The organism is Paenibacillus sp. FSL H7-0357 (assembly GCF_000758525.1).
Classification (GTDB): domain Bacteria; phylum Bacillota; class Bacilli; order Paenibacillales; family Paenibacillaceae; genus Paenibacillus_AQ.
In genome coordinates this window covers 3,556,703-3,579,844 of the sequence record NZ_CP009241.1, presented here as the reverse complement: position 1 = coordinate 3,579,844, position 23,142 = coordinate 3,556,703, and the positions used below count along the sequence as shown (strand labels likewise).

The 23,142-nt window shown below is 44.1% G+C and carries 25 protein-coding genes and 1 pseudogene; 9 read left to right on the top strand and 17 right to left on the bottom strand.

Annotation, left to right across the window (positions count from 1 at the left end):
- Nucleotides 1–59: 59 nt before the first annotated feature.
- From H70357_RS15530 to H70357_RS15520, 3 genes are all read right to left on the bottom strand, one after another.
- A complete protein-coding gene (locus H70357_RS15530) occupies nucleotides 60–1,031 on the bottom strand; it encodes an alpha/beta fold hydrolase (RefSeq protein WP_038591141.1) in 972 nt (323 codons plus the stop codon).
- A 68-nt stretch (nucleotides 1,032–1,099) separates the two neighbouring features.
- Nucleotides 1,100–1,660, bottom strand: coding sequence for an AAA family ATPase (locus H70357_RS15525; protein WP_038591139.1), 561 nt, complete (start codon nucleotides 1,658–1,660; stop codon nucleotides 1,100–1,102).
- 358 nt (nucleotides 1,661–2,018) lie between these two features.
- Nucleotides 2,019–2,978: a phosphotransferase gene (locus H70357_RS15520; RefSeq protein WP_231578434.1), complete on the bottom strand. Its 960-nt coding sequence runs from the start codon at nucleotides 2,976–2,978 to the stop codon at nucleotides 2,019–2,021.
- 244 nt (nucleotides 2,979–3,222) lie between these two features.
- Here H70357_RS15520 and H70357_RS15515 point away from each other — a divergent pair, with 244 nt between their 5' ends.
- The 3 genes and pseudogenes from H70357_RS15515 (at nucleotide 3,223) to H70357_RS15505 (ending at nucleotide 7,289) form a co-directional block, all read left to right on the top strand.
- Complete coding sequence (locus H70357_RS15515; RefSeq protein ID WP_038591134.1) at nucleotides 3,223–4,086, top strand: sulfurtransferase; 864 nt, start codon at nucleotides 3,223–3,225, stop codon at nucleotides 4,084–4,086.
- Nucleotides 4,087–4,711: 625 nt separating this feature from the next.
- A pseudogene (locus tag H70357_RS35300) lies at nucleotides 4,712–4,909 on the top strand (helix-turn-helix transcriptional regulator).
- A 106-nt stretch (nucleotides 4,910–5,015) separates the two neighbouring features.
- The gene (locus H70357_RS15505) at nucleotides 5,016–7,289 is read left to right on the top strand and encodes a preprotein translocase subunit SecA (protein WP_038591127.1); all 2,274 of its coding nucleotides are present in this window, start codon (nucleotides 5,016–5,018) and stop codon (nucleotides 7,287–7,289) included.
- A gap of 319 nt (nucleotides 7,290–7,608) precedes the next feature.
- On the opposite strand, the gene H70357_RS15500 is transcribed toward H70357_RS15505, so the two are convergent.
- The 5 genes from H70357_RS15500 to H70357_RS15480 all read right to left on the bottom strand — a co-directional run bounded on the left by H70357_RS15500 (nucleotide 7,609) and on the right by H70357_RS15480 (nucleotide 11,831).
- Nucleotides 7,609–8,469 carry a metallophosphoesterase family protein gene (locus H70357_RS15500; protein WP_052092053.1) on the bottom strand — a complete coding sequence of 287 codons (861 nt, stop codon included), beginning with the start codon at nucleotides 8,467–8,469 and terminating at the stop codon, nucleotides 7,609–7,611.
- The gene (locus tag H70357_RS15495; RefSeq protein ID WP_038591124.1) at nucleotides 8,466–9,128 is read right to left on the bottom strand and encodes a DUF2625 family protein; all 663 of its coding nucleotides are present in this window, start codon (nucleotides 9,126–9,128) and stop codon (nucleotides 8,466–8,468) included. Before H70357_RS15495 ends, H70357_RS15500 begins: the two co-directional genes overlap by 4 nt.
- Nucleotides 9,129–9,238: 110 nt before the next feature.
- Nucleotides 9,239–9,976, bottom strand: a complete 738-nt coding sequence (locus H70357_RS15490; protein WP_038591121.1) for a hypothetical protein — start codon at nucleotides 9,974–9,976, stop codon at nucleotides 9,239–9,241.
- A gap of 84 nt (nucleotides 9,977–10,060) precedes the next feature.
- Complete coding sequence (locus tag H70357_RS15485; protein WP_197073694.1) at nucleotides 10,061–10,918, bottom strand: copper amine oxidase N-terminal domain-containing protein; 858 nt, start codon at nucleotides 10,916–10,918, stop codon at nucleotides 10,061–10,063.
- Nucleotides 10,919–11,075: 157 nt separating this feature from the next.
- Entirely contained in the window at nucleotides 11,076–11,831 is a 756-nt protein-coding gene (locus tag H70357_RS15480; protein WP_038591114.1) for an N-acetylmuramoyl-L-alanine amidase, read from the bottom strand.
- Between the two features lie 407 nt (nucleotides 11,832–12,238).
- Between H70357_RS15480 and H70357_RS15475 the strand changes: the two genes are divergently transcribed.
- Nucleotides 12,239–13,321, top strand: coding sequence for a YiiG family protein (locus H70357_RS15475; protein ID WP_052092052.1), 1,083 nt, complete (start codon nucleotides 12,239–12,241; stop codon nucleotides 13,319–13,321).
- Nucleotides 13,322–13,561: 240 nt separating this feature from the next.
- A complete protein-coding gene (locus H70357_RS36300; protein WP_038591113.1) occupies nucleotides 13,562–14,026 on the top strand; it encodes a hypothetical protein in 465 nt (154 codons plus the stop codon).
- Nucleotides 14,027–14,032: 6 nt separating this feature from the next.
- On the opposite strand, the gene H70357_RS35880 is transcribed toward H70357_RS36300, so the two are convergent.
- Together H70357_RS35880 and H70357_RS15465 are read right to left on the bottom strand one after the other, a co-directional pair.
- Nucleotides 14,033–14,185, bottom strand: coding sequence for a hypothetical protein (locus H70357_RS35880; protein WP_156130873.1), 153 nt, complete (start codon nucleotides 14,183–14,185; stop codon nucleotides 14,033–14,035).
- Nucleotides 14,186–14,363: 178 nt separating this feature from the next.
- Entirely contained in the window at nucleotides 14,364–14,723 is a 360-nt protein-coding gene (locus H70357_RS15465; protein ID WP_052092051.1) for a hypothetical protein, read from the bottom strand.
- A 256-nt stretch (nucleotides 14,724–14,979) separates the two neighbouring features.
- Between H70357_RS15465 and H70357_RS15460 the strand changes: the two genes are divergently transcribed.
- From H70357_RS15460 to H70357_RS15450, 3 genes are read left to right on the top strand one after another with little or no spacing between them, the layout of a single operon-like run.
- On the top strand, nucleotides 14,980–15,360 hold the full coding sequence (locus H70357_RS15460) for a GntR family transcriptional regulator (protein ID WP_038591110.1): 381 nt from the start codon (nucleotides 14,980–14,982) through the stop codon (nucleotides 15,358–15,360).
- On the top strand, nucleotides 15,357–16,220 hold the full coding sequence (locus tag H70357_RS15455) for an ABC transporter ATP-binding protein (RefSeq protein WP_038591107.1): 864 nt from the start codon (nucleotides 15,357–15,359) through the stop codon (nucleotides 16,218–16,220). The genes H70357_RS15460 and H70357_RS15455 overlap by 4 nt, the downstream gene beginning before the upstream one ends.
- Nucleotide 16,221: 1 nt before the next feature.
- A complete protein-coding gene (locus H70357_RS15450) occupies nucleotides 16,222–16,863 on the top strand; it encodes an ABC-2 transporter permease (RefSeq protein WP_038591104.1) in 642 nt (213 codons plus the stop codon).
- A 152-nt stretch (nucleotides 16,864–17,015) separates the two neighbouring features.
- Here the strand turns inward: H70357_RS15450 and H70357_RS15445 are convergent, their stop codons facing one another.
- The 7 genes from H70357_RS15445 to H70357_RS15415 form a co-directional block, all read right to left on the bottom strand.
- A complete protein-coding gene (locus H70357_RS15445; protein WP_038591101.1) occupies nucleotides 17,016–17,597 on the bottom strand; it encodes a hypothetical protein in 582 nt (193 codons plus the stop codon).
- Nucleotides 17,598–17,692: 95 nt separating this feature from the next.
- On the bottom strand, nucleotides 17,693–18,325 hold the full coding sequence (locus tag H70357_RS15440) for a hypothetical protein (RefSeq protein WP_038591098.1): 633 nt from the start codon (nucleotides 18,323–18,325) through the stop codon (nucleotides 17,693–17,695).
- 92 nt (nucleotides 18,326–18,417) lie between these two features.
- Nucleotides 18,418–18,999: a hypothetical protein gene (locus H70357_RS15435; RefSeq protein ID WP_038591095.1), complete on the bottom strand. Its 582-nt coding sequence runs from the start codon at nucleotides 18,997–18,999 to the stop codon at nucleotides 18,418–18,420.
- A 92-nt stretch (nucleotides 19,000–19,091) separates the two neighbouring features.
- Nucleotides 19,092–19,673, bottom strand: coding sequence for a hypothetical protein (locus H70357_RS15430; RefSeq protein ID WP_038591092.1), 582 nt, complete (start codon nucleotides 19,671–19,673; stop codon nucleotides 19,092–19,094).
- 94 nt (nucleotides 19,674–19,767) lie between these two features.
- Entirely contained in the window at nucleotides 19,768–20,403 is a 636-nt protein-coding gene (locus tag H70357_RS15425) for a hypothetical protein (RefSeq protein ID WP_038591089.1), read from the bottom strand.
- Nucleotides 20,396–21,754 (bottom strand): hypothetical protein, encoded by a 1,359-nt coding sequence (locus H70357_RS15420; protein ID WP_156130872.1) that lies wholly within the window; start codon nucleotides 21,752–21,754, stop codon nucleotides 20,396–20,398. Before H70357_RS15420 ends, H70357_RS15425 begins: the two co-directional genes overlap by 8 nt.
- Before the next feature lie 305 nt (nucleotides 21,755–22,059).
- Nucleotides 22,060–22,566: a hypothetical protein gene (locus H70357_RS15415; RefSeq protein ID WP_156130871.1), complete on the bottom strand. Its 507-nt coding sequence runs from the start codon at nucleotides 22,564–22,566 to the stop codon at nucleotides 22,060–22,062.
- A 108-nt stretch (nucleotides 22,567–22,674) separates the two neighbouring features.
- Between H70357_RS15415 and H70357_RS15410 the strand changes: the two genes are divergently transcribed.
- The gene (locus H70357_RS15410) at nucleotides 22,675–23,142 is read left to right on the top strand and encodes a hypothetical protein (RefSeq protein WP_052092050.1); all 468 of its coding nucleotides are present in this window, start codon (nucleotides 22,675–22,677) and stop codon (nucleotides 23,140–23,142) included.

Genomic DNA, 23,142 nt, shown 5'->3' with positions numbered 1-23,142 from the left:
AGCCATATGAAAAAAGAGGGTACACCCGGCAAGGTGTACCCTCTTTTACATGAATCAGCTTATTCCCCTTCAATTAACTGCAGCAGTTCTTCAACAACCCGCTCAGGCTGATAGCTGTGAATGTAATGGGAGCTGTCAGGCACGATGATTTGTTTGCCCTTGACGGACCATTCAGGAAGAACTGCTTGGCTGTCCATCCATGAGGCATCATCGTCAAGCTTGCCGAAATAGTCGGCAGTCAAGACAGTGACAGGAATCGGAAGCGGTTTGCTGCCAGCCAACACGACGCGGGCATTCTCTTGACTCTGGCGAATTTCATCGGTCATATTCCGGTTGCCCGCCAGCAGCAGTACCGCTTTGCGGTTTATTTCCTTCAGCTTCTCGGGCAGCAGCTTATCCCCATTGCTGTCACTCGCTACCCATTCTGCGAATCCGTTCACATGATATAATGCACGCAATATACCGGTCGCCCGAAGCCCCTTGTAAATTCCGGACACTAGTTTAAGCTCCGGACTGGACTCATAGTATTCAGGACTTCCACCGTCAATCAGCAGAATCCCTTTCACCTCTTCAGGGTACCGCTGGGCATAACGGATGGTTTCCAGTGCGCCTAGCGAATGGCCGACAAATAGATAAGGCGGCTGCTGGCCGGAAACTTGCAGCAGTTCGTGAACTTCATCGGTGATGGAGTCAATATCCCGCTTTCTGCCGGTTAAGTCACTATATCCGTAACCAAAGCGGTCATAGACCGCAATTTTCGCATGCTGCCTCAGCCCCTCGTACAATGGAGAAAAATCGGCGTAAGGATTTGCCGTTCCCCACCCGGCTGCAAACACCACAGTCGTTGATCCCGCACCCTCAGTATATAGGTGCATTTTACCTCCTTTTACCTGGTATAGACTTCCGGCGGGTGAATAATTCTTCCTGTCCTGTGTAGAACCATACCATTGGTATGCGGCTCCCAATCCAGCCAATACAATCAGTGCAGCCAGCAGGCAGAGTGTAATTTTCACACCTCTTCTTTTTAACATACACTCCTCCAATTCCTTGTTTGAAGCTGCTCTTCACCTCGACAACGTTATATTCAGACGATTCTCACTCATAAGCCTTGAGCGATATTCGTAATTTTTTGAATGATAGACTGAACTTCATGACTATCCTTAATTACAAACAAATGGTCTGCTTCGCCTGCTGCTGGTGCCACCACATCGCCATGATGAGACTCTGCTTGCTGCCGGCTAAACACTTCTTCAAAATTAGACGCACTTCTGAAAATAGTTGTACTACGCTGACTATTGGTAATACGAGAATAAAGAATATCATCGGGGATTTCAAAATGAACAAGTATGCTGACAAAACCTTTGTGATGAAAACGTTCGAGCATCTCAAAACGACCTTTACGACCACGATTGGCGTTACATAAAATAAGATGTGAATTTGACTCATTAACAGCATAATCTACAATTGTCCGAGAGATGGCGTTTTTGAAGGTATTGGCTCCTTGTTTAGGCAGCAAGCTTTTGTAATGTGTGTTGATAAATTCAGCATGATCATCCCGGTCAATCACAACTGAGTTGTGTAAATGCTGTTCTAATTTTTTAGCAAATGTAGTTTTCCCGCTATGTGTTTTACCGACGGTAATGATCACTAACCTTTTCATCCATGCAACTCCAATTCTCCAAAATATTCAATAAGCTTCAATAAGCAAATACAGCGAACCCATTCATAGATTTAACTATGCTTACGAACAAAAAGAGTGACTGGTTACATCCTTGGTAAAAAAGGGTAAACAAACTAGAAACCAGCTGCCGAAGGAGAATAGCATGGCATCCCACAAATCAAAAGTCCAACTACACACAGCGGATGATTACCGCAATGTTCCACACTATAAATTTTGGCTGTCCGTTTATTACGGAGATCGATACTTACAGTTGAAGCTGGACGAATAAGATAATGTGCTCAACCGGGGGAACTGGCTGTGGAGCTCAGACCATGATCCATACCGGGAGACAGCTGTATCAAGCTCCGCCTTGCTCTTCCAGCAGAATTTCTTGAATTTGTGCAGATACAACTGACAGCTGGGTTACCTCTGCGGATAACTGTTTCACTTGTTCATGAAGCACATGTGCTTCATCCGTGCCCTCCAGATAGCGGGTGACAAAGTGCAGGAACACATCAACTTTTCTAAGCAGCATCAGCACGGGAACGGCCTTGATTTCGGCTTCGCTAAGACGGACCCTGGTGCTGAAACCCCGGCAAAAATCCCGGACCGCCGCTCTTTCCTCCGCATGACCCAATAGCCCTGACAGAATTACCGCAGGCTCCATCGCCCTCACATCAAAGGTGCAAAATTCAAAATCAAGCAGCGCAGCTACTTGCCGGTGATCGCTTGTCTCCACCAGCAGATTGGAAGCATTCAAATCTCCATGCACCAGCTGATGCGGCAACCCCTTAAGTTCAGCCAGCGAATCGGCGATATTTTCATAGGCGTTGTAAAGGATCTCCAATCCCTTAGCAAGTTCAGTAAAGGGGACTGGCGGTTGCAGACACAGCTCACGGATTGCTTCTCCGGTACATAGCGGATAAGCCTGCCGCAGCTCGTAATAAGGCCGGTAGACCGGAGCAAGTCCGGGACTTATCTCTGCCAGCACTACGGACAATGTACCTGCCGCCTCCCCGAAGGATTCGAAATAGCCAGACTCCTGCTCAGTGGGCGAATCTCCGTCTATGTATTCGAACAAGCAGCTAAATTTACCAGCCCTGTCCTCCAGCTGAACCAAAGTTTCTCCGGCCGGTGTCGCGATGGGAACAGGCACTCTGAAGGGTAAAGACAACATCCCCAGCTTTTGCAGCACGGCATGCTCGAATTCGATTTTCTCTCTATCTTTATGTGTATCATAGATACGCAGCACGGCGCGGCGAGTGCTATTTTCTACAAAATAGGTTGTATTATTCCAGCCCCCGCTCCGCTTCCTCAATGTTCCACTCCACTCCGGCCAAACCTGGCTTACAATGGTCTCCGTAGGCTTATGCCCCTCTCTTATATGTATTGTAGCGAGTCTACCATAAAGTGAAAAATATTCACCAATTCAAAGGCAATTGTAAAATCAGTAACTGGCTGTGTCAAATCGCCAAAACAACTAAAATAACTACTTCCAGCGAACACCCGATTTTTCCGCTATAATAAATTTCATATTGATATACGCAAAGGATGGGATACTTATGGATGCAACTGTTTCTAAACGCTGGCTGCTGGCAAGGCTCTATGAGCCGGAGCAAACCATAGTAGACTGCCGGTTTACGCTCGGTAAACCTCAAGCTGGCCGGGAAAGCTTTGAACAAGAGCATATTCCGGGTGCGGTCTATCTCGATTTGGAGCTGGATCTGTCAGGCCCTGTGGGAGAACATGGCGGACGCCATCCTCTCCCCGACCCGCAGTTACTTGCTGCACGCCTCTCGAAGCTGGGAATCGGAAATGATTCACGCATTGTCGCCTATGATGACGAAAGCGGCATGAATGCTGCGCGGCTCTGGTGGCTGCTGCGTTACCTGGGGCATGAACAGGTATTCATTCTGGAAGGCGGCTTCAGCGCATGGAAGGCAGAGAAATTCCCTGTAACGGAGCATCAGCCGGTACGGGTACCAAGCTCGTTCCAGGCAAATGTGCAGCTGCAGATGCAGGTTGACGTGGACAACGTACACCAGGTATCTGCTAATATGGAGCCTTCGGCTTCTGCAACCGGCCTCTCTCCGGTCCTTATCGATTCCCGCGCCCGGGAACGCTTCCTGGGTCTGGAAGAAACCTTGGACAAGAAGGCCGGTCATATCCCCGGCGCAGTCAACTTCTTCTGGAAGGATACGCAGAATGCTGATGGAAGCTACAAAAGTGCCGAGGAGTTGCAGGAGCATTTCTCCGAGCTGGACAAAGACGCTGAGATCATCGTCTACTGCGGATCCGGTGTCACCGCTTGCCCGAATGTACTGGCGCTGGAAAAGGCCGGCTATAGGAATGTTAAGTTGTATGCGGGGAGTTGGAGTGACTGGATTTCGTATAGCGAGAATCCGGTGGCGACGGGGGAAGAATAAGAACCAAAAGGCCGCGTCGGACGTGGGCTTGGGGCTGTGACAGGTTGCCGGGAGGCAGACTGTTGCAGCCCTCTTTGGGTTTTTCTGTCAACAACCTGCAAACTATAACAAGGCGAAAGCAGTTGCAAACGGCCCGAAACCAGCCATGGCTGGGCTGTCGGGTCAAGTTGATTGAACGCTTGGGGGCTTTGTTTGGCCATCCACAAGCTGGCTCTCGGGAGCTTGACCGCCCTTGGAACACTTCGCTTCGTTTTCTCCTCAGCGCTATTTTAAAGAAGCTTACGCAGTCTTACGTTCCGAAGCTTTCAAGCGTAAGGCTAAGCGAGTCCGCAGGGCAGTCAGCATGTGTCCGACAGACTGCCGAGCGTGGTCGGCGGTCTGTTTCTCCAGCTTAAGTATCGGGTACTGTTCGGCCAGCCAGCGTTGCAGATAGTGGTAGTGGCTTTTGTAGTCGTTCAGCGTTGCAAAAAGCTGCCTGATCATTATAGCGTCGGTATTAACGTGTTGCCGTCTTCTTTTTGCTTTTAAATGACTAAGCTGGCTTCCGAAATGCAATATAGTGTTTACATTTTACAATACATAAGTTACAATCACTCCCAACCAATAACTGGAAAGGAACTCTCGTGTGCTTATTAACAACGTTCGCGAACTGAGTGCTCGCTTCAGATGGTTGTAGCAAGACCTAGCGGATGCCATCGGAGCCACTCGCCAGACAGTAGGGTTAATCGAGAAAGGAGATTACTCCCCTTCGATTACGTTCGCTCTTATAATTGCCGCAGCTTTCAAGTTACCCGTCGAGGAAGTTCTTTATATAAGATGTTAAAACGGATTATGCGTTCTCCATTACTTTCAACCCCATTGTTTCCCGGCATCAGCGCAAATATTGTTCAAAACTAAGCGTTTTTCTACCGAGAGGAGATCAAATTAATATGAATATAGCCGTCAAGTTGATGCAAAAATTCAAAGACCTCGATAACCAGAATAAGCTGAAAGTTTATCAGGGCAAAGCGGAGCTCATCAGGAAACGGAATTTGGAAGCATGGGACGATGGGCAGTTTCAAGCGGAATCCCTCCGGCTGCAAGAAGAAGCAAAATCGGGTACGCCATTGGACGAGCTGCTTGTCGATGCCTATGCGCTAGTTTGTGAGGCATCGAAGAGAACGCTCGGATTACAGCCTTACGATGTCCAGATCATGGCTGCCATAGCTCTACATGAGAGATTTCTGATCGAGCAGCATACCGGTGAAGGAAAAACACTCTCTGCTGTTATGCCTGCATATCTAAATGCACTGACCGGCAAAGGTGTTCATGTGCTGACTTTTAACGATTATTTGGCCAAGCGGGATGCGGATTGGATGGGCCCGATCTATCGTTTCCTCGGGTTAACGGTAAACTCGGTTCAAGCGGGCATGAGCCTGTCCGAGAAACGGGAAGCATACGCCAAGGATGTAACCTATGTTACGGCCAAAGAAGCGGGATTCGATTACTTGCGCGACACAATCGCGCTAAGCGAAGCCGATACCGTGCATCGTCCTTTCCACTACGTCATCGTCGACGAAGCGGATTCGCTGCTTCTTGACGAAGCGCGGGTGCCGCTAGTCATCAGCGGCGATTCGGCCTCTTCCAGGAGCGACGGCTTTCGTTTCGCAGAAGTGGCTAGGCAGCTCAAGCAAGCAGAGCATTACGACTTCGACGAGTTCCAGCGGAACTTTTACTTAAATGAAACAGGCGCTGCGAAAGCGGAATCGCTGCTGGGATGCGGAAATTTGTACGATAGCCATAACAGTCACTTGCTGACGTCATTAAATTGCGCGCTGCATGTGGAATCGTTATTAAAGAAAGATGTCGATTACATCGTCCGGGACAGCAAAATCGAGCTGATCGAAGAATATACCGGCCGCGTGGCGGAGAACCGGTATTTGCCGGACGGGCTGCAAGCCGCTCTTACGGCCAAAGAAGGGCTGTACTCCATAGCCGGAGGGAAAATTCTCGGGACGATCACCATTCAACACTTCATCAGCCTGTATCCGCAGATTTGCGGAATGACGGCTACCGCGCATGCTTCCGCAATGGACTTCGAAGATATTTATGCGCTGCAGGTCGTGCAAATCCCGCCGAACCAGCCAAACATCCGGATCGACCACCGACACCGGATTTATACCCATAAAGAAGCCAAGCTTAAGGCACTCGTACAAGAAATCTCATCCGTCCATAGGACGGGACGTCCAATTCTCATTGGTACGTCAAGCGTCGAAGAGTCTGCCATGCTGGCAGAGGCGCTAGCGGCTGCCGGCGTACCTTGCCATGTTCTGAATGCGAAAAACGACGCGGAAGAAGCCGACATCATCGCCAAAGCGGGAGAACCCGGCGCAGTGACGGTGTCTACAAATATGGCGGGACGCGGCGTCGACATCCGGCTCGGCGGCGGCGGCGCGCAAGCAGAGGTAGTCGCCAAGCTTGGCGGGTTGTACGTGATTGGCACCCATGTGAACGAAAGCGTGCGGATCGACGACCAGTTACGCGGGCGTTCCGGCCGCCAAGGCGACCCGGGAGCTTCCGTTTTTTATGTAAGCTTAGAGGACGAGTTGCTGCTTCGCTTCGGCATCCATAAAGCGGTTCGCGCTTCCAGGCAGGATGAGGCTCTTGAAGCACCGGGGCTCAGCAGCAAGATCACCAGTATTCAGCGTATTGTTATGGGCCAAAACTTCGATATCCACAAGGAACTGAACTGTTATTCGGATATGGTGGAGGATCAGAGGCGAATTCTATACGCGGAGCGGCTCCGAATTTTGAAAGGCGAGCAGCCGTTGAGCCCAGCGGAGCAGAGGGTACGGCTTTTTTATCTCGACGAGTTCTGGGCTGACCATCTTGCATACGTTTCTTACCTTCGCGAAGGGATTCACCTGGAGAGCCTTGCCAGCCGCAATCCGATCGACGAATTTCATGCGCAAATCACCGAAGCCTACGAGCAAATTCCTTTTAAAATAAATAGCGCGTCGGAGAATATGCTTGAAAGGCTCGGAGGTTCAAATGACCCGGCTGAGTGGGAAAAGTTCGGTCTGAAGAGCCCTGCTTCCACCCGGACTTATATTATCAACGATCAATACCTACAGAATAAGCGCAACTCATGGACCGGAACGACCGTATTTGCTTATTGGCTTCGCACGATTGCGAGGCCGATATTCAAGCTGTCAAAATATTGATGCAGCGTAGCTTTCAAGGATAATCGCATTGCCGCCCATTTGCTGCACGGAATAACGGCTGATCTGAGCTATTCCCAGAAGATTTGGAAACAGATCGATATGGCCGGCTACGAGTGAACACTCCATACCTACACTGAAAATGTTTTGCGAAGCGAAGCGTTGACTCTGTGTTAACTTCGGGACACAAAAAATACATCGCCGGTGCGTATAAGCCGCTTGGCGATGTATTCAATAATTACGAACTATCGTTTGAATTTCCTGTATGCTCCCTTCATAGATATGAATCGCAGCAACCGGCATTGTCTCAGCAGTTATTCATTCATTGCAGACTCGCAGCGGTGAACAGCAGCACCCTTCCGTCCGTGTTTAGAATCTGGGTGCCATTCTCAAGCTCCGCCAGAGGCTGGTCCCAATGGACATGCCCGCAAAATAATAAGAGTTCGGGCCCGGCTTCCAGTTGTTCACGGATACCTGAATGCCCCGGAAGCCGGGCTTCGGGAACCTCGGGGCCTTGGTGCAGCAGAAGCACATCCGGGCCACGATGCAGCAGGTTCCGCAGCGCTTCCAGATATTCTCCTTCAGGCTTCCGGTTCGGTTTATCCCCTCTTCCGGTCACACCTCCAAGACCTGCTATATGTAGCCCCTTCTGCCGTATAATATCAGGTTCAGAGAACAGATGAATTCCGGTATGAGACGCAAGCTCGGCTTGCCCTTCCCGGGACAGCAAATCATGATTGCCGTTAACGCCCAGCACCGTGCCGAACTTGTTGCGGAATGCCTTCCATACTGGAAGCGGGTCACCGCTTGAACCTCTTTTGGCGGGATCACCGTATAAATCACCGCATAAACAGACTAGCACCTTCTCGGGATCTACGGCCGGCATGTGGATTTGGAGCAAAAATTCCAGCGATTCAGGAAGTACCTCACCCAGCAGTGAGTTGCCATATTCACCGGTTGTGCTATGAATGGTCATACCTTGAAGATCCGATGCCACTATCAGCGCATCCACATCCTGAGGGAGCCCCAGAATTTCTCCCCAATATACAGGAAGCCATTCATATGAGATCCCTTTGCCGCCCGCCGCAGCACTGACATAAGGAATTTGCTCAAGCGGTTCTTCGGCAATACTTACGATCTTAAGCACTGCTCTGCCTTTTTTTCCTGCCTTTCTCTTGCTCACGCTTTGCCTTCACTCCTCGCCTCTTGCCAAGCCTCCAGTATAGGAATTGGCGCTTTGCGGCTAAATTGACCGCTGCCTTCTTTAGCCCACAGCGGAGGATAATAGCCAAAGACCTGACCAGGTTGAAGCTTCAGGGCCGCCTCTTCCCATCCTTCCCAGCGGAATGTCTCATAGAACAGATCAAGATCCCCTTCCGCCAGCCAGCCGATGAACCCGGAATAGGCCAATTGGGTCGACTCCCATTCCAGCGTATCCGGGGCGAAGTAATATACATGCCCGCTCTGCCCGAACCGTCCCACATCAAGTCCAAAAAAACCGCCTGCAGCATCATAAGCCACAATCAGCAGACCGGGCAATGCAGGAATATCTTGTGAGGCTGCAAGACCATTCCAGGAAGTAAGACTCCCATAGATACCTTCGCCACCAGCGCCAAGAAGTGTAATCCAGCCATGCTCAAAAACGATCCCTCCGGTCTCGTAAGCAATCGCTCCCAGATAAGACTTGGTGCTTACCTGTAAGCAAACGAGCGTCTGTGCTGCTATTTCCGGTTCCGCTGCTGTCAGCCGATAGGTGCGAGTACCTTGACTCAGCAGCTCTCTGACTTCTTCCCAAGCATGATTCTCCAAATCCACCAATTCTGCTACAGATAATGAGTGCATATTCTTCCGCCTCTCTCATTTATAACGTATCTCGTGATCGCGCCAAAAAATGCGGCTATATGTACTTCTACCAATATATACCCAAATCAAACACACCAATAATACCTAATTCACTTTCCCCCATCAATATTAAATGATTTCAATGCTTGACGTACCTCAACACCTTTTCCAGAAAATTGTACGGTTACACTTGTATCTTTATCACTTGTAATTACAAATCCATTTGTATCCTCTGAGATCTCTATATTCATTTCTATATACTGCTGGTTTTCAATAATAAGTGTGTTATCTTCAATACTCAGGTCCCAAAAATCATTAGAGTCAATTGTGTTAGTGAAACTATGTTTCTTCTCAGTCCATTTCTGATTGTCCAGCTCCCACGACGATACAAATACGGGCTTAGGTGAATACAAAGAAAGGTAACCTCCTAATAAAAGCTCTATCTTATCGTTATAACCCTTTAGACCAAGAGGCGCCTGGAAATTAACAACTCTAATATTAAATTTTCCGTCTTCAAGTACTATCTCTTTAGTCGATGAAAAAACTACTTCATCAAACTTGTTACTAAGTTCACTATCCTTTATTTGAATACTGTCCTGCATGTTCAATAGAGCAACTAACCCCGATGTAAACTGATCCAGATTATTTTCTCTTATCTCATTCTCCAATTCTTCATTTTTACTGTTATTTAGTTTAATTTTCAAATGTTCCAATTCACGTTGATAGGAACCGCTTGAATCCGACTCGTTAATACGGGGCAAACCTATATCCGGTTTTGATTGGAAGTTAGTACATCCGTTCAACGTAATACACAATAGTAACAGTAGTAAAACATGTAGTGTTCTCATTTAATCTATAGCCCCATTTTCACACAAAATGTTCATTTGTCAGATCGAAAAAGCCGGCCCCTTTACGGGAGCCAGCCCTTATTTTTACTCAGGGTATCTTGTGATAATATAATCGCCTACAGCTTTTATATGTTCCAAAGTAAACATACGTCCCCAGTGAATAGATGAATTATAGTTCCCTTCCGCAAGGGTAATATTTGTGTCATCTATGCTGAGAATAATCACTGAATGGGTATCATTATTTATCCTTACAATATCTCCAACTTGAATATTGTTAAAATCCGTATGCTTGCGAGCGGGTAAGTTACCAAATGCTGCATCACTTAATATAAAAGCAAACCCCACACAGCCATAACCTCTACTATAAATGCCACCATTCCACGCGTAAACATTACCGTTTGTCCATGCCATTCCCTCAGGATATTGTTCCTTTAGGGCAATCATTTTTTCATAAGCAGCCTCTTCTGTAGGTACAGGTGTTGTTGTGTTAATTGAAGTATTTATTGAAGTATTTATTGAAGTATCTATTGATGTGTCTTCTATTAGGTTGTCTTCTTTTAAAGTGTCAACAGGCTCAATAATAACCGTCCGCGAATCTGATCTATAACTTACGGCTCTGCCTAATGACTCTGCGATAACACGAACGGGCACTAATGTACGCCCATTTATCGATACTGGCGGGGAATCGATAGTCACTTTTCTATCATTTTTATAAATATATTCATTTCCTATTGAGAGCTTAACCACATCACCATTTTTAGATAAGGCTGTAATCGATAGTGTAGCATCATCCCATTTAACAGTAGCATTTAATGCTTCAAAAATAACTCGCATCGGTATCATAACACGATTATTTATTACTTGGGGCGGAACATCAAATTGCAAATTCGTACCATCGAGCCTCACAGCAACTTCGTTACTTGCAGCATTTACACTAGTCACACTTACAAAACACATGAACATCATTAAAAGAATTGATAATTTAATTGTAATTGTCTTAAATATGTTGGTATTCCCCTTTATATATATTCTATGTAAACCGCAAAAGACAGAAAGAAATCCGTTCATCAAATATGAACGGGGGATTCATGTATAGAGTTTAATTCTTCGCCGCAACTTTATAATACGAATCCAGACCTCTTTTAATTCCTTGAACAATCTTGTCCTGATATTCATCCTCACTTAACTTCATGTCTTCGTTACGATTCGTCATGAAGCCCATTTCGATGAGTACAACCGGTACGGTTGACCAGTTGAACCCGGTAAGATCACTCCTAGGAATTAACCCGCGCGATGTCGCCTGCGTTTCCTTCAGCACCGCTTTAGACAGAACCTTGGTGATCTCCAAACTTTGCGATGCAATCTTCTTCGTAGATGGGATGTCAGTAGAAGGATAGAGAAAGGACATGCCTTGAATCTCGCGATTAACACTCCCATCTGCGTGTAGTCTAAGGGTCATATCGGCACCTGCCTGATTACATCTAATAGCACGCTCGCTGTTTGATATATCCACATTATTAGTGCGGCGAATCATTACCACCTTGTAATCTTTCTGAAGGGCTTGCTCCAGTTTCAACGCCACTTCCAGTGTAAGTTTGTATTCGGTTTTACCAGTAGCTATGCCCTGCGTACCACTTGACACCTTTGGTTTAACCGTTTTGCTTCCTGGCGCTACGGGCTCTTTAGAGTTATTACCTTTACTCTGGTGTCCCGCATCTATGCAGATAACCGTCTTCCCCATTGTACTGGCTAATGATGTTACATCTGCTGTTTTCGCCTCTACTGTATTTGGAAGGCTGCCTGACGTTAATAAAATCATAATAGCTAAGAGGATTGCATTCAATTTCGCGCGCATGTTTAACTCCTATCAGTTAGGCCAAGGATCGCCACTATATAATTTGTTGGCTCCGTAATGGAACATCTGCAACAGGTGGGACTTAGCACCTCCTTTCCTTATTCTCCCATTATAATCTAAACTTAGTGGTATTATTATTTAATAGTTATACCGTAATACATAATTCGACATCATACAAAATATCCCTTCATATTCTGCACAAATGTAAATTTTCAATTAAGGCAAAACTACTTATGAAAAATGGTTTCTAATCTGAGTTACTGCTTGAGGTCCAAGTTGGTTTTATATCTATGAACACTAAAGCAGATTTCTTTCAAAATATTCACTTTCAGGGATTAGCAGCCGAAGAATATATTATGTTTAATACATAATATTAACTGTTTTGAGAGATTTGGAGGATAATAATCGTGAAGTCCCATGTTACACTGATTGCATCATTAGTACTTATTAGCACCCTAATGACTTCCTGTTCAATGAGCAAGTCCGAACATGAAACAGGTGCAAATGGCAACAACTCCAAGGCAGCCTTGGAAACCGCGCAAGCTTCAAGCTCAACGCCTGCGCCCACCGAAGCCATTGACGAGGAAGCCGCAAAGTTAGAACTCGAAGCCCTGGAATTGGCCAAATACAATGCCTATGTAGACCTGAACAACGCAATGACGGGACGGCTCCAGGATGTGCTGATTGATTATTTTGAAGAGTTCGGTTATGAGGCCAAACCGGTGATTGACAAGTATTTCAGCGCCACAATGCTCTCCTTCACCGAATCCGGTGAGAAGGCCATGCAGACCGCGTTCGCCGCTGCTGCCGACAAGCCAAGCTTCGGGAAACTGGACGCCCAGGTCAGCCTGCTGGAGCCAATCCTGACAGAACTGCTTGCCGTACTGGCTGAAGCACACGAGTATTACGAGATTAAGGGCTATGTCGATGACCAGTTTGCCGGAAGTAAGACGCTGCATACCCGAATTCTCAAGGCTGATGCTGCCTATGAAGAAGCTTCGAGCGAGTTTTTCTCACTGCTTGGCAAGATGGGCGATGAACGTACAAGAAACAGTCTTCAAGAATACAAGGATAACGGTCAGGATCTGAATTACATCGTGATGCTCTTTTTACTGGATGCGGAAAGCCTGGCAACGGAGATGGATGACCAGGGAATTCTGGCAGACAACATTCTGGAGCTGGATATGGCGAAATTCAAAGCGAAATATGCTGTTCTGACGGAAGATCTCAAGCTGCTGATGGAATATGCGGCAGACGAGACAAGAGTCGTATCGGAAGGATTCTCAAGCCACTCGCTCGAAAGATATGTTGATGCAGCCAAGAAAGTCAAAGTTTCAGGTGCTGAAATTATCGAACGTGTCAACAAGAAGCAGCGTGTAGAAGATTTTTATTTGAAAAGCTCCTTCTTCCGCGAAAATCAGTCAGGCACACCCGAGAAATTCAGCAAGTCTTTAAGTGAATTAATCGCAGAATATAACCAATTGCAGTAAGATAAGCTACTCTATGCAGGGGCTGACCCAAAGCCATGAAATGGCTACTTGGATCAGCCCTTCTGTTAGTAGGATCAACATTAGGCTTGATGAAGAAGACACTCCGTGAACGGACCGTCGTTCCATTCGCTGTGCTTTCGTGCTCTCTGTTTCATTGACCCTTTAATCCCTATGTCCGTTTGGTGTTATAGTGATCTCCAAGTAATTTATCCCTTGAGTTCGAGTACGGAGGCATACAGAATGAATATTGAATTTTGGATTACAGCTTCGATCAGCGATTTGGTGTTTTATCCCGATGAGTGGGCTGATAAATATGTGACACACCCGAATTTCCAGGCGGTCTTGAATGAACTTGGCATAGCCGTGCCTGTGGAGGAGATTCATGAACACTACTTCAGCAATCCTGTACATACTGGCGATATGCTGGTATTCCGCAATCAGGAACAACCCTCAGAATGCATTGTCCTGAATACCTATCGAGACCCGTTGGACCAACTTGATATGATACAGTTTGGCTGGAGCACCGTGAACAGAGGGGAGACTATACGGCAGTTATCCAGGCACTTCTACGATGAATGTGAATATGCCGTTCGCTACGAGGAAGGTCAGAGTGTACTCTACCATATACTAAGAAAAGGTCCATATTCGCGAATTTTCCACTATAATACCGTCTTTGAACAGCAACTCAAGTCCTACGACCTGTGACACTGGCTACCGGTGTTCTTTAGCCATATTCAGCCAGAAGACACTCCACGCCGCACCCTGATATTGCGCACGGCAGAGCCGTTCAGGCTCTGCGTCACAGCGCAGCTTACACGAGTTGATTGAGACTGATGTGACTTCACTCGCCAGCAAAACCCACAAGGCCCCCTCCCTGCCTTAGCTTCGTTATCCTGCAAGCATCAACCCGGTATAGCCAAACAGGTCGGCCATAAATCAGTAAATTTGGCCAGCAGCCGTCCTCATATTGTTTTTTTAATTTCACTTTTACATAAAAAGAGAAGGCCCGAAGACCTTCTCTAAAAACAATCAATTATTCACCTTAGTTAGACAGGCTTTGCAGATAAGCATCCGCTTCTTCAAAGGTTGGATAATGTACGGCAAATTGCCCGAACAGTCTCTTCATCTGCATTTTCCAAACTGGAGAATTGGCCACATACACCCATCCGCCTACTCCATTTGCAACAGCGATATCGCCTGTGGGGGCAAGCTTAGCGGCAACCTCAGGAGAAAGAACAGATGGTGAGCCTGATACATCAGTCACTCCAGTGAAACCTGGTTTTAGTTGCTTCATTGCTTTTTCAAAATCGGAAATGTAGGACGGAACATCCTCTTCTGTAAGACCAAATGCTTTTACTACCACTTGATTTTTTTGCACATTTACTTCCATCGTGTAAGGCATGCTGATTCCTCCAAGTATGTATAGGTTGATTCATCAGAATCTAAAACCTTTTATCGGTTAATCCCCTTAATTAATTGAGATTTTCAAGGAAAATAGTTTAATTATTTAATCAGCTACAGCTTCTGGAAGCAAGGGGACTTACTTCGGGGCCACTAAAACTTGCACCTTCCTACACAGGAATTATTTACAAAAGCAAGCAGATCAGTTATATTGTACTGGTACAATAAGTACACTGTTTGCGGAAAGGAGGACCTTTTTGGAAATTATTATTAGCAGTAATAGGAATAAGCCCATTTATGAACAGATAACCTCGCAAATAAAAACAATGATTATGAGTGGAGAACTGCAAGCGGGGGACCCTATTCCCTCCATGAGGTCATTAGCAAAATCTATTCAAGTCAGTGTCATTACTGTCCAAAAGGCGTATGAAGATTTGCAGCGGGATGGATTCATTGAAACAACTGTTGGACGTGGAAGTTTCGTATCTGCCCCCAATAAAGATCTCTTTCAAGAAGAGCAACAGAAGAAAATTGAAGAGCACTTAACTATTGCAGCTGAAATTGCCCGAACGAGCGGAATTAAATTGGAAAAGATGGTAGAAATGCTGACTGTCTTTTATGCGGAGGATAAAAAATGAATCATAGTCTAGAAATAGCAGGACTAACTAAAACCTATACTAATTCTGATTTTCATTTAGATAATGTTTCGTTCTCTATTCCTTGTGGAACAATTATGGGGTTTGTTGGTGAAAATGGAGCTGGAAAAACAACGACCATTAAATCCATATTGAACACAGTTAAAAAAGATAGTGGAACTATTAAAATTCTGGGTCAGGTTATGACAGACAAAGACATAGGAATTCGTGAAGACATCGGAGTTGTCTTTGATGCTGCGAGTTTTTCAGGTGTTGTGACACCCAATAAACTTGCAAAGGTTATGGGCGGAATTTACAAACAATGGAATCAGGGTTTCTTTTTAAATATCACTAGTAAGTTTGACCTTCCTATGGATAGAAAGATCAAGGAATTTTCACGAGGAATGACAATGAAGCTTGCTATTGCAGTCGCATTATCACATCATCCCAAGTTACTTATTTTAGATGAGGCAACTTCCGGTTTAGACCCCATTACCAGAGAAGAAATTTTGGAGGTTTTTCTGGAGTTCGTGGAGGATGAAAGTCATTCAATCCTTATGTCTTCCCATATCACAAGTGACTTGGAAAAAATCGCTGATTTTATAACCTTTATTCATCAAGGAAAAATTATTCTTACTGCGAAGAAAGATGATTTGATTTATCGATACGGAGTGGCCCGCTGCAAAATAGATCAGTTCAATCGTATTGATAAAGCCGATAGACTTGCGTACAGAGTAAAGAATTTTCAAACAGACGTTCTTGTAAAAGATAAAAAAGAGTTTGAGCGAAAATATGACGGTATTATTGTTGACAATGTATCTATTGATGAAATTATGTTGCTCCTGGTAAAGGGGGAGGAATAACGTGCAAGGGTTACTGTTGAACAATTTTTATTCCATGCAGAACAACATAAAGACATCCTTTGGAATAGCTTTATGTTTGTTGTTTGTTTCTTTTGTGGCAGGCGATACGTCTGTACTTAATGCGGTCATTGCTGCACAGATTATGGTTTTCCCTGTGAATGTAGGTGCTTCTCTGCAGATCGATGAAGCATCTAAATGGAGTAGGATAGAAATTACCTTGCCAATAAAAAGGAAAACTATTATCAATGCCAAATACCTTTCATTTATCATGTTGATATTAATGGGCACTGCAATCAGCTTGTTTACTCCGGTTCTTTTCTATTTAAGAGATTTAGATACTACTAGTTATTTGAATTTGTCATCTGGGTATACTATGGGTCTGTCACTCTCTATTTCAACAATTTCCATTTTATATCCGGTTATTTTAAGATTCGGAGTTGAGAAAAGTGAGATGATGATTTTTGTGTCGTCAGGCTTGTCAGTGGTTATCCGAATTGTGGTGTGGGTTCTTCTAAGAATGATATGGGATAATGTAAATTTTAATGGCAGCGAGGTAGGAATTGCCTCTTTAATTGTTGCGGTTGTAATGTTTGTGGCATCTTACCTCCTATCGGTACAGATACATAGGAATAAGGAATTTTAATTCTTTGGAAAAGCTTGTTTGCTGGAATTTTTATAAGTTTTTTAACCATTATATTTATCGGCATAACGAGCTCGCGTAGGACGCGGGCCGTTGTGCTGGAAATAAAACCGCACTTCAACAAAAATCACAGAAATACGGACTTATGCTGCCGTTTAGTATCGATAGTATTCCGGCAGCAAATCCCGGCCTTCTTTTACACTTATATTCACTATATCAATTAATTCTTCCATCGTTCCGTAGATTTCCTCAGTAGGGATAGCATCATTAAAATTCTCTCTAAAGAGAGCATCCGTTACCTCAAAATCTTTTGTTTGCAAACTCATTAAAACATTGGTCCATCCATAGTACTCAGGTAACAAATCATAATCCTCAGTTATACTCTCATCAACCTTGTATCTAAATCCACCCAACGTCTCAGTCTTGGGAATATCATATTCATCAATGATTCCATAATGCTTTATGTACTTCGCAAGAACAGCTTTGTATTCGTCCGATTCTAATACATCCCACACCAATTGATTTTCCGATGTCTGTATCAATTCATTCACTTTACGAAAATAAAAATCGATCTGTTTATCCTTCGCCCTTAATGATTCCTCCAGTTCCTTACGTTCAGCCGCTTCCCCAGATAAACGAACTTCCTGCCTGGAGTGGCTATACCATAACCAACCGCTAGTTGTTATTAAGACGATGAACACAATTATTCCACAATACTTCCATTTCCTCTTGGTCATGAGCTCCCTCCAGTAACTCTTCAAATCTCTTATAGAAGAATAAAAATAAAACCACACTTCCAGCAAAAATCACGGAAATATGGTCATGCGCTGCTTTAATATCGATAATACTCTGGCAGCAGATCCCTGCCTTCTTTCACACTTCTATTCACTATATCGATTAACTCTTCCATCGTTCCGGAGATCACCGCTGTAGGAATAACATCACCAAAATGTTCATTGTATAGGGTGTTCAAATCTCGAAACTCTTTCGTATCTATATTCATCACTGCTCTAGACCAACCATAATACCTGGGTAACAAATCATATCCATAATCAATACTTTCCTTAACTTTATAGCGCAGCCCTTCTATTGTCTCTGTCTCAGGAATATTCAATTCATCTAGAACGCCATAATACTCACTATACTCTTCCAAAATATTCTTGTATTCCTCTGATTCCAACATATCCCATACCAATTGGTCGTCTATGCTCATGTCTTTTCCTTTTGTAAGATCATCTCTTAATTTTTTCTGATTCAACTCGTGTATCAATTCATTCACTTCATGAAAATAAAAATCTATCTGTTTGTCCTTCGCTCTTAATGATTCCTCCAGTTCCTTACGTTCAGCCGCTTCCCTAGATAAACGAACTTCCGGCCTGGAGTGGCTATACCATAACCAACCGCTGCTTGTAATTAAGACTATGAACACAACTACTTCACAATACATCCATTTCCTCTTAGTCATGTACGCCCTCCAGCAACTCTTTCAATCTCTTATAGAATAAAATAAGACCGTATTTCCAGCTAAAGTTACGGAAATACGGTCTTACCTGCTTTTTAGAGTCCATAATACTCCGGCAGTAAATTCCGGCCTTCTTTTACACTTTTATTCACTATATCGATTAACTCTTCCATAGTTCCGTATATCTGCTCGGTAGGTATACCCTCACCAAAATGTTCATCATATAGGGTGTTCAGATCTCGAAACTCTTTCGTATCCAAACTCATCAAGACGTTGGTCCAGCCATAATACTTGGGTAACAGATTATAACCCTCAGCAATGCTTTCTCGTACCTTGTATCGGTATCCTCCAAGAGTTTCAGTTTTGGGTATGCCGTCCTCGTCCATGTAGCCGTACTGTTTATTATATTCTTCTAGAATCTCCTTGTATTCTTCCGTATCCAGCATATCCCACACCAATTGATCTTTCGACGTATGTATCAATTCATTCACTTTATGAAAATAAAAATCGATCTGTTTGTCTTTCGCTCTTAACGATTCCTCCAATTCCTTACGTTCAGCCGCTTCCCCAGATAAACGAACCTCCGGCCTGGAGTGGCCATACCATAACCAAACGCTGGTTGTAATTAAGACTATGAACACAATTACTCCACAATACTTCCATTTCCTCTTAGTCATGTACGCCCTCCAGTAACTCTTCGAATCTCTTGTAGAATAATAATGAAACCGTATCTCCAGCTAAAGTTAAGGAAATACGGTCTTATCCTGCTTTAGTACCGATAATACTCTGGCAGCAGATTCCGGCCTTCTTTCACACTTTTGTTCACTATATCGATTAACTCTTCCGTCGTTCCGTAGATTTCCTCTGTAGGGATAGCATCATTAAAATTTTCTCTAAAGATAGCGTCCACTTTCTCAAACTCTTTCGTTCTCAAGCACATTAACACATTGGTCCAGCCATAATACTTGGGCAACAGATTATAACCCTCAGTAATGCTTTCTCGCACCTTGTACCGGTACCCTCCAAGAGTTTCAGTTTTAGGAATATCTTCCTCATACATGTAACCGTACTGTGTATTGTATTCTTCTAGAATCTCCTTGTATTCTTCCGAATCCAGCATATCCCACACCAATTGATCTTCCGATGTCTGTATCAATTCATTCACTTTACGAAAATAAAAATCTATCTGTTTATCCTTCGCTCTTAGCGATTGCTCCAGTTCCTTACGTTCAGCCGCTTCTCCAGATAAACGAACTTCCTGCCTGGAGTGGCTATACCATAACCAACCGCTGGTTGTAATTAATACAATGAACACAATTATTCCACAATACTTCCATTTCCGCTTAGTCATGTACGCCCTCCAGTAACTCTCCGAATCTCTTGCAGAATAATAATAAAACCGTATTTCCAGCTAAAGTTACGGAAATACGGTCTTATATTGCTTTTTAGTACCGATAATACTCCGGCAGCAAATCCCTGCCTTCTTTCACACTTCTATTCACTATATCGATTAACTCTTCCATTGTTCCGTAGATCACCTCGGTAGGGATACCCTCACCAAAATGTTCTTTGTATAGGGTATTCAGATCTCGAAACTCTTTCGTAGCCATATTCATCAAAGCTTCGGTCCAGCCATAATACTTGGGTAACAAATCATACCCCTCAGCGATACTCTCCTCGACTTTATACCTGAACCCTCCCAAAGTCTCAGTCTTGGGAATAATATACTCATCAATGATACCGTAATGCTTAATGTACTCCTCAAGAACAGCTTTGTATTCTTCCGATTCCAATACATCCCATACCAATTGATCTTCCATATATAGATCTTTTTCTCCTTTTATTGGATTATCTTCTAATTTATTTTGATTCAATTCGTGTATCAATTCATTCACTTTACGAAAATAAAAATCGATCTGTTTATCCTTCGCTCTTAACGATTCCTCCAGTTCCTTACGTTCAGCCGCTTCCCCAGATAACCGAACTTCCTGCCTGGAGTGGCTATACCATAACCAAGCACTGGCTGTAATTAAGACAATGAACACAATTAATCCACAATACTTCCATTTCCTCTTAGTCATGAGCTCCCTCCAGTAACTCTTCAAATCTCTTATAGGCAGTAGGGAAATATTTTCTAAAATTCGCTCGCCTAGTAGCGTCAAACTGAGCTTCATAACAATGAGCGAGAGCCTCTATGTATATTTTGTCAGGGTTTTCCGTCCAATAATTCACAGGATGTTGCCAATAACCTTCTATTCGCTCCGTGCTCTTGTTTACTTTTACTATACTTAATCCACTGTACAGATCAGATATCGCAGAAAGTTCATTTGGCGTTAATTCCTTACTTATTTTCTCGTATAATTCCTTGTAATCGATCGATGATTTCTGCTTCCCATTCCAATAATCCGGATTCATAATGTCTTCGACTCTTATTTTTATATTTCCGAGCTTCGATATTAGTTTAGGATCCAGCTCGCTTAAGTACATTGCATTCGCACGAGATTCCATTATATTTTTAAAATCAGCTCTTAAGTTCTCCCGGAAGGTTTTATCGTCGGATAAATCGCCTGCAGCATGATCAATGTAATGTCCATACTCATGAAAGAAGACTACACCTGTTCCTTTTCTGGTGAAATCTTTATTAATATTTAGAAAAACCGTCTCTTTGGAATCACGATAATAGGAACCATCATCAACACCTGTGAGTTCTTTCATTGAGTCATCTTTCACATACTTCAAAAATACTTCCTGCGCAATAGGTGTGCCCTTCATATATCGTTTAATCACTTCTTTAAGATATTTCTCATGATCTGCCATCCCGGAAAAGGTCCCCATCTTCTTAATGAATAAGGCTTCAATAAGCTCTTTTCTCGTAGGTGCGGCTCCCGAGGTTGCATCCACAGGTTCGGGTATCCTTATTTTCAGGAGATCATAATAAGCCGGGGGCTTCGGAGGAAATGCGTTAGGTAATAGAGGAGTAAACACTTTTGCAGCGTCTGCCTGCTCTTGCTCACCAAAATTGATCTTGCCCTGTTCACCCCGTTTTTGTCCTAACGTTAAGTGGAAGCTGCCTGTACCGCTGTAGTTGTCATAATTCTCTTCATAATTAAGTACATAAGCTTTGGTAAAGTTCAATTCACGTACAATCTGTTCTCCTTTCTCATAGACAATAGACACCTTCCGGTAAAAGTCCGCTTCAGGAGCATAGGGTAAATACGCCCATTTGGTGAGTTCCAAAATGCTTTTTTGAGTAGTCCGCTGTGCACTCTTAAGGGAAGGTTCTATTCTTCCGACTATTCTCAGGACATACCCCGTATCCCCTGTCCTTGCCATCGCATTCCCAATGGTATTGTGTAGATATTCGGTAGATACTAACGATTCTTCATACAATTCAATGATGTTGTCTTCCGTATCCAGCCCTTCAATTCTCATGGAAAGTCCCATCCATCCACCTCGATTCGCCAGTTTTCCAATTATATCCTCAAGACAAAAGAACCATTTTTTCCTTTATTATGTATATCGGTTACAAAATATTTTTTCATTATATTCCATATAAACAATAAAATTCTTCCACAGCAATGGGAAAGCCCCCCGTTTGTGAGACTGGGATCAAAACACCTTACAAGTCAAAGAAGCCAGTCGCCGGAAGTGGCGACTGGCTATTTAGTTTCGCTTGAATCCGATTGAGTTATTAGGGCGGGGACATTAACAGCGAGCAGCTTGATAAACTCTACCATTCACTCGAAAAACCCCAAAAATTCTTCAATCGAATCCGCTAGAACACCGTTTGGATTTTCGTCATAAGTGTCAAAATAACCGTAACCGCAATCAATCCACTCAACCTTGCCTGTGTCATTATTAAGGAGGATACAAATATCGCCGATGTTGACAAACAAGGAACCGATCATCATCCGTTTGCCAAAATCATTGCCGCCGGTCCATTCACGAAACCCGTATGCAATAAAATCGGCAAGCTCTTTTTCCGAGCCGGGCATACTCAACATGACCTCGCAGTTTCCTTCACAATTGTTGAACGAAAACCAAGTATCCCAGCGAGTTCCTTGCGGTTTGATATGGACTTTCTCGCTGAGATTCAAAACACTGATGTCCATCTCCCCAAATGATCGAGTATACAAGCTTTTTATGCCCTCGCATAATGGAAATCCAACCTTCTGCTCGGCCTCCGTAAAGTCAATCGCCAGGCTCCCGCGTTCTTTTTTTGACAAATTAGTTAGGTTCATCATATTTCCTCCCCTGAGTAATTAATGCCTCTGCAGTATGAACCCTCCCTTTACAAGCAAACCTTGTTCTCTTACACTTGAAGGTACTGTGAAATAAAAGGAGGAAGCAGTTTGGAGCAACAATTTTTAATAATGGCACCTTTATCTGAACTGGCTTATTGGCCCGATGAAGATGCGGCAGAATATTTGGTACACCCTAACTTTCAGAACATCATGGACGCTCTGGACATTACAATCCCTTTTCATGACATCTATGAATATGCTCTGGAACAGCCTGTCCATACTGGTCATGTGCTTAAATATGTCCATAAGGATCAACCTGGAACTTACATTATCCTGGACACCTATCAAGATCCGATAGACCAGTTGGGCATGGTACAGTTCGGATGGCGTGCTACCAATAATCATAAGCTGATTCAGCAGTTGTCCCGAAAACTATATGATGAGTGCGAACACAAAGTCTTTTACCATGAAGGCCAGTCTGTACTTTATAAGCTGACAAGACCTGAGCAATATCCCCTTACCCTCCGTTATGGAGACAGAATATTTCAACAGGAGCTTAAAATCTACCAGGTATAG

What these genes read in the sequence shown, in the direction of transcription:
- H70357_RS15440 (WP_038591098.1), bottom strand. Translation starts at nt 18,325, where the DNA reads ATGACTAAGAGGAAATGGATGTATTGTGAAGTAGTTGTGTTCATAGTC.
- H70357_RS15455 (WP_038591107.1), top strand. Translation starts at nt 15,357, where the DNA reads ATGAATCATAGTCTAGAAATAGCAGGACTAACTAAAACCTATACTAAT.
- H70357_RS15415 (WP_156130871.1), bottom strand. Translation starts at nt 22,566, where the DNA reads ATGATGAACCTAACTAATTTGTCAAAAAAAGAACGCGGGAGCCTGGCG.
- H70357_RS15435 (WP_038591095.1), bottom strand. Translation starts at nt 18,999, where the DNA reads ATGACTAAGAGGAAATGGAAGTATTGTGGAGTAATTGTGTTCATAGTC.
- H70357_RS15420 (WP_156130872.1), bottom strand. Translation starts at nt 21,754, where the DNA reads ATGAGAATTGAAGGGCTGGATACGGAAGACAACATCATTGAATTGTAT.
- H70357_RS15430 (WP_038591092.1), bottom strand. Translation starts at nt 19,673, where the DNA reads ATGACTAAGCGGAAATGGAAGTATTGTGGAATAATTGTGTTCATTGTA.
- H70357_RS15525 (WP_038591139.1), bottom strand. Translation starts at nt 1,660, where the DNA reads ATGAAAAGGTTAGTGATCATTACCGTCGGTAAAACACATAGCGGGAAA.
- H70357_RS15445 (WP_038591101.1), bottom strand. Translation starts at nt 17,597, where the DNA reads ATGACCAAGAGGAAATGGAAGTATTGTGGAATAATTGTGTTCATCGTC.
- H70357_RS15495 (WP_038591124.1), bottom strand. Translation starts at nt 9,128, where the DNA reads ATGCACTCATTATCTGTAGCAGAATTGGTGGATTTGGAGAATCATGCT.
- H70357_RS36300 (WP_038591113.1), top strand. Translation starts at nt 13,562, where the DNA reads ATGAATATTGAATTTTGGATTACAGCTTCGATCAGCGATTTGGTGTTT.
- H70357_RS15425 (WP_038591089.1), bottom strand. Translation starts at nt 20,403, where the DNA reads ATGACTAAGAGGAAATGGAAGTATTGTGGATTAATTGTGTTCATTGTC.
- H70357_RS15530 (WP_038591141.1), bottom strand. Translation starts at nt 1,031, where the DNA reads ATGTTAAAAAGAAGAGGTGTGAAAATTACACTCTGCCTGCTGGCTGCA.
- H70357_RS15465 (WP_052092051.1), bottom strand. Translation starts at nt 14,723, where the DNA reads ATGCCTTACACGATGGAAGTAAATGTGCAAAAAAATCAAGTGGTAGTA.
- H70357_RS15490 (WP_038591121.1), bottom strand. Translation starts at nt 9,976, where the DNA reads ATGAGAACACTACATGTTTTACTACTGTTACTATTGTGTATTACGTTG.
- H70357_RS15505 (WP_038591127.1), top strand. Translation starts at nt 5,016, where the DNA reads ATGAATATAGCCGTCAAGTTGATGCAAAAATTCAAAGACCTCGATAAC.
- H70357_RS15515 (WP_038591134.1), top strand. Translation starts at nt 3,223, where the DNA reads ATGGATGCAACTGTTTCTAAACGCTGGCTGCTGGCAAGGCTCTATGAG.
- H70357_RS15480 (WP_038591114.1), bottom strand. Translation starts at nt 11,831, where the DNA reads ATGCGCGCGAAATTGAATGCAATCCTCTTAGCTATTATGATTTTATTA.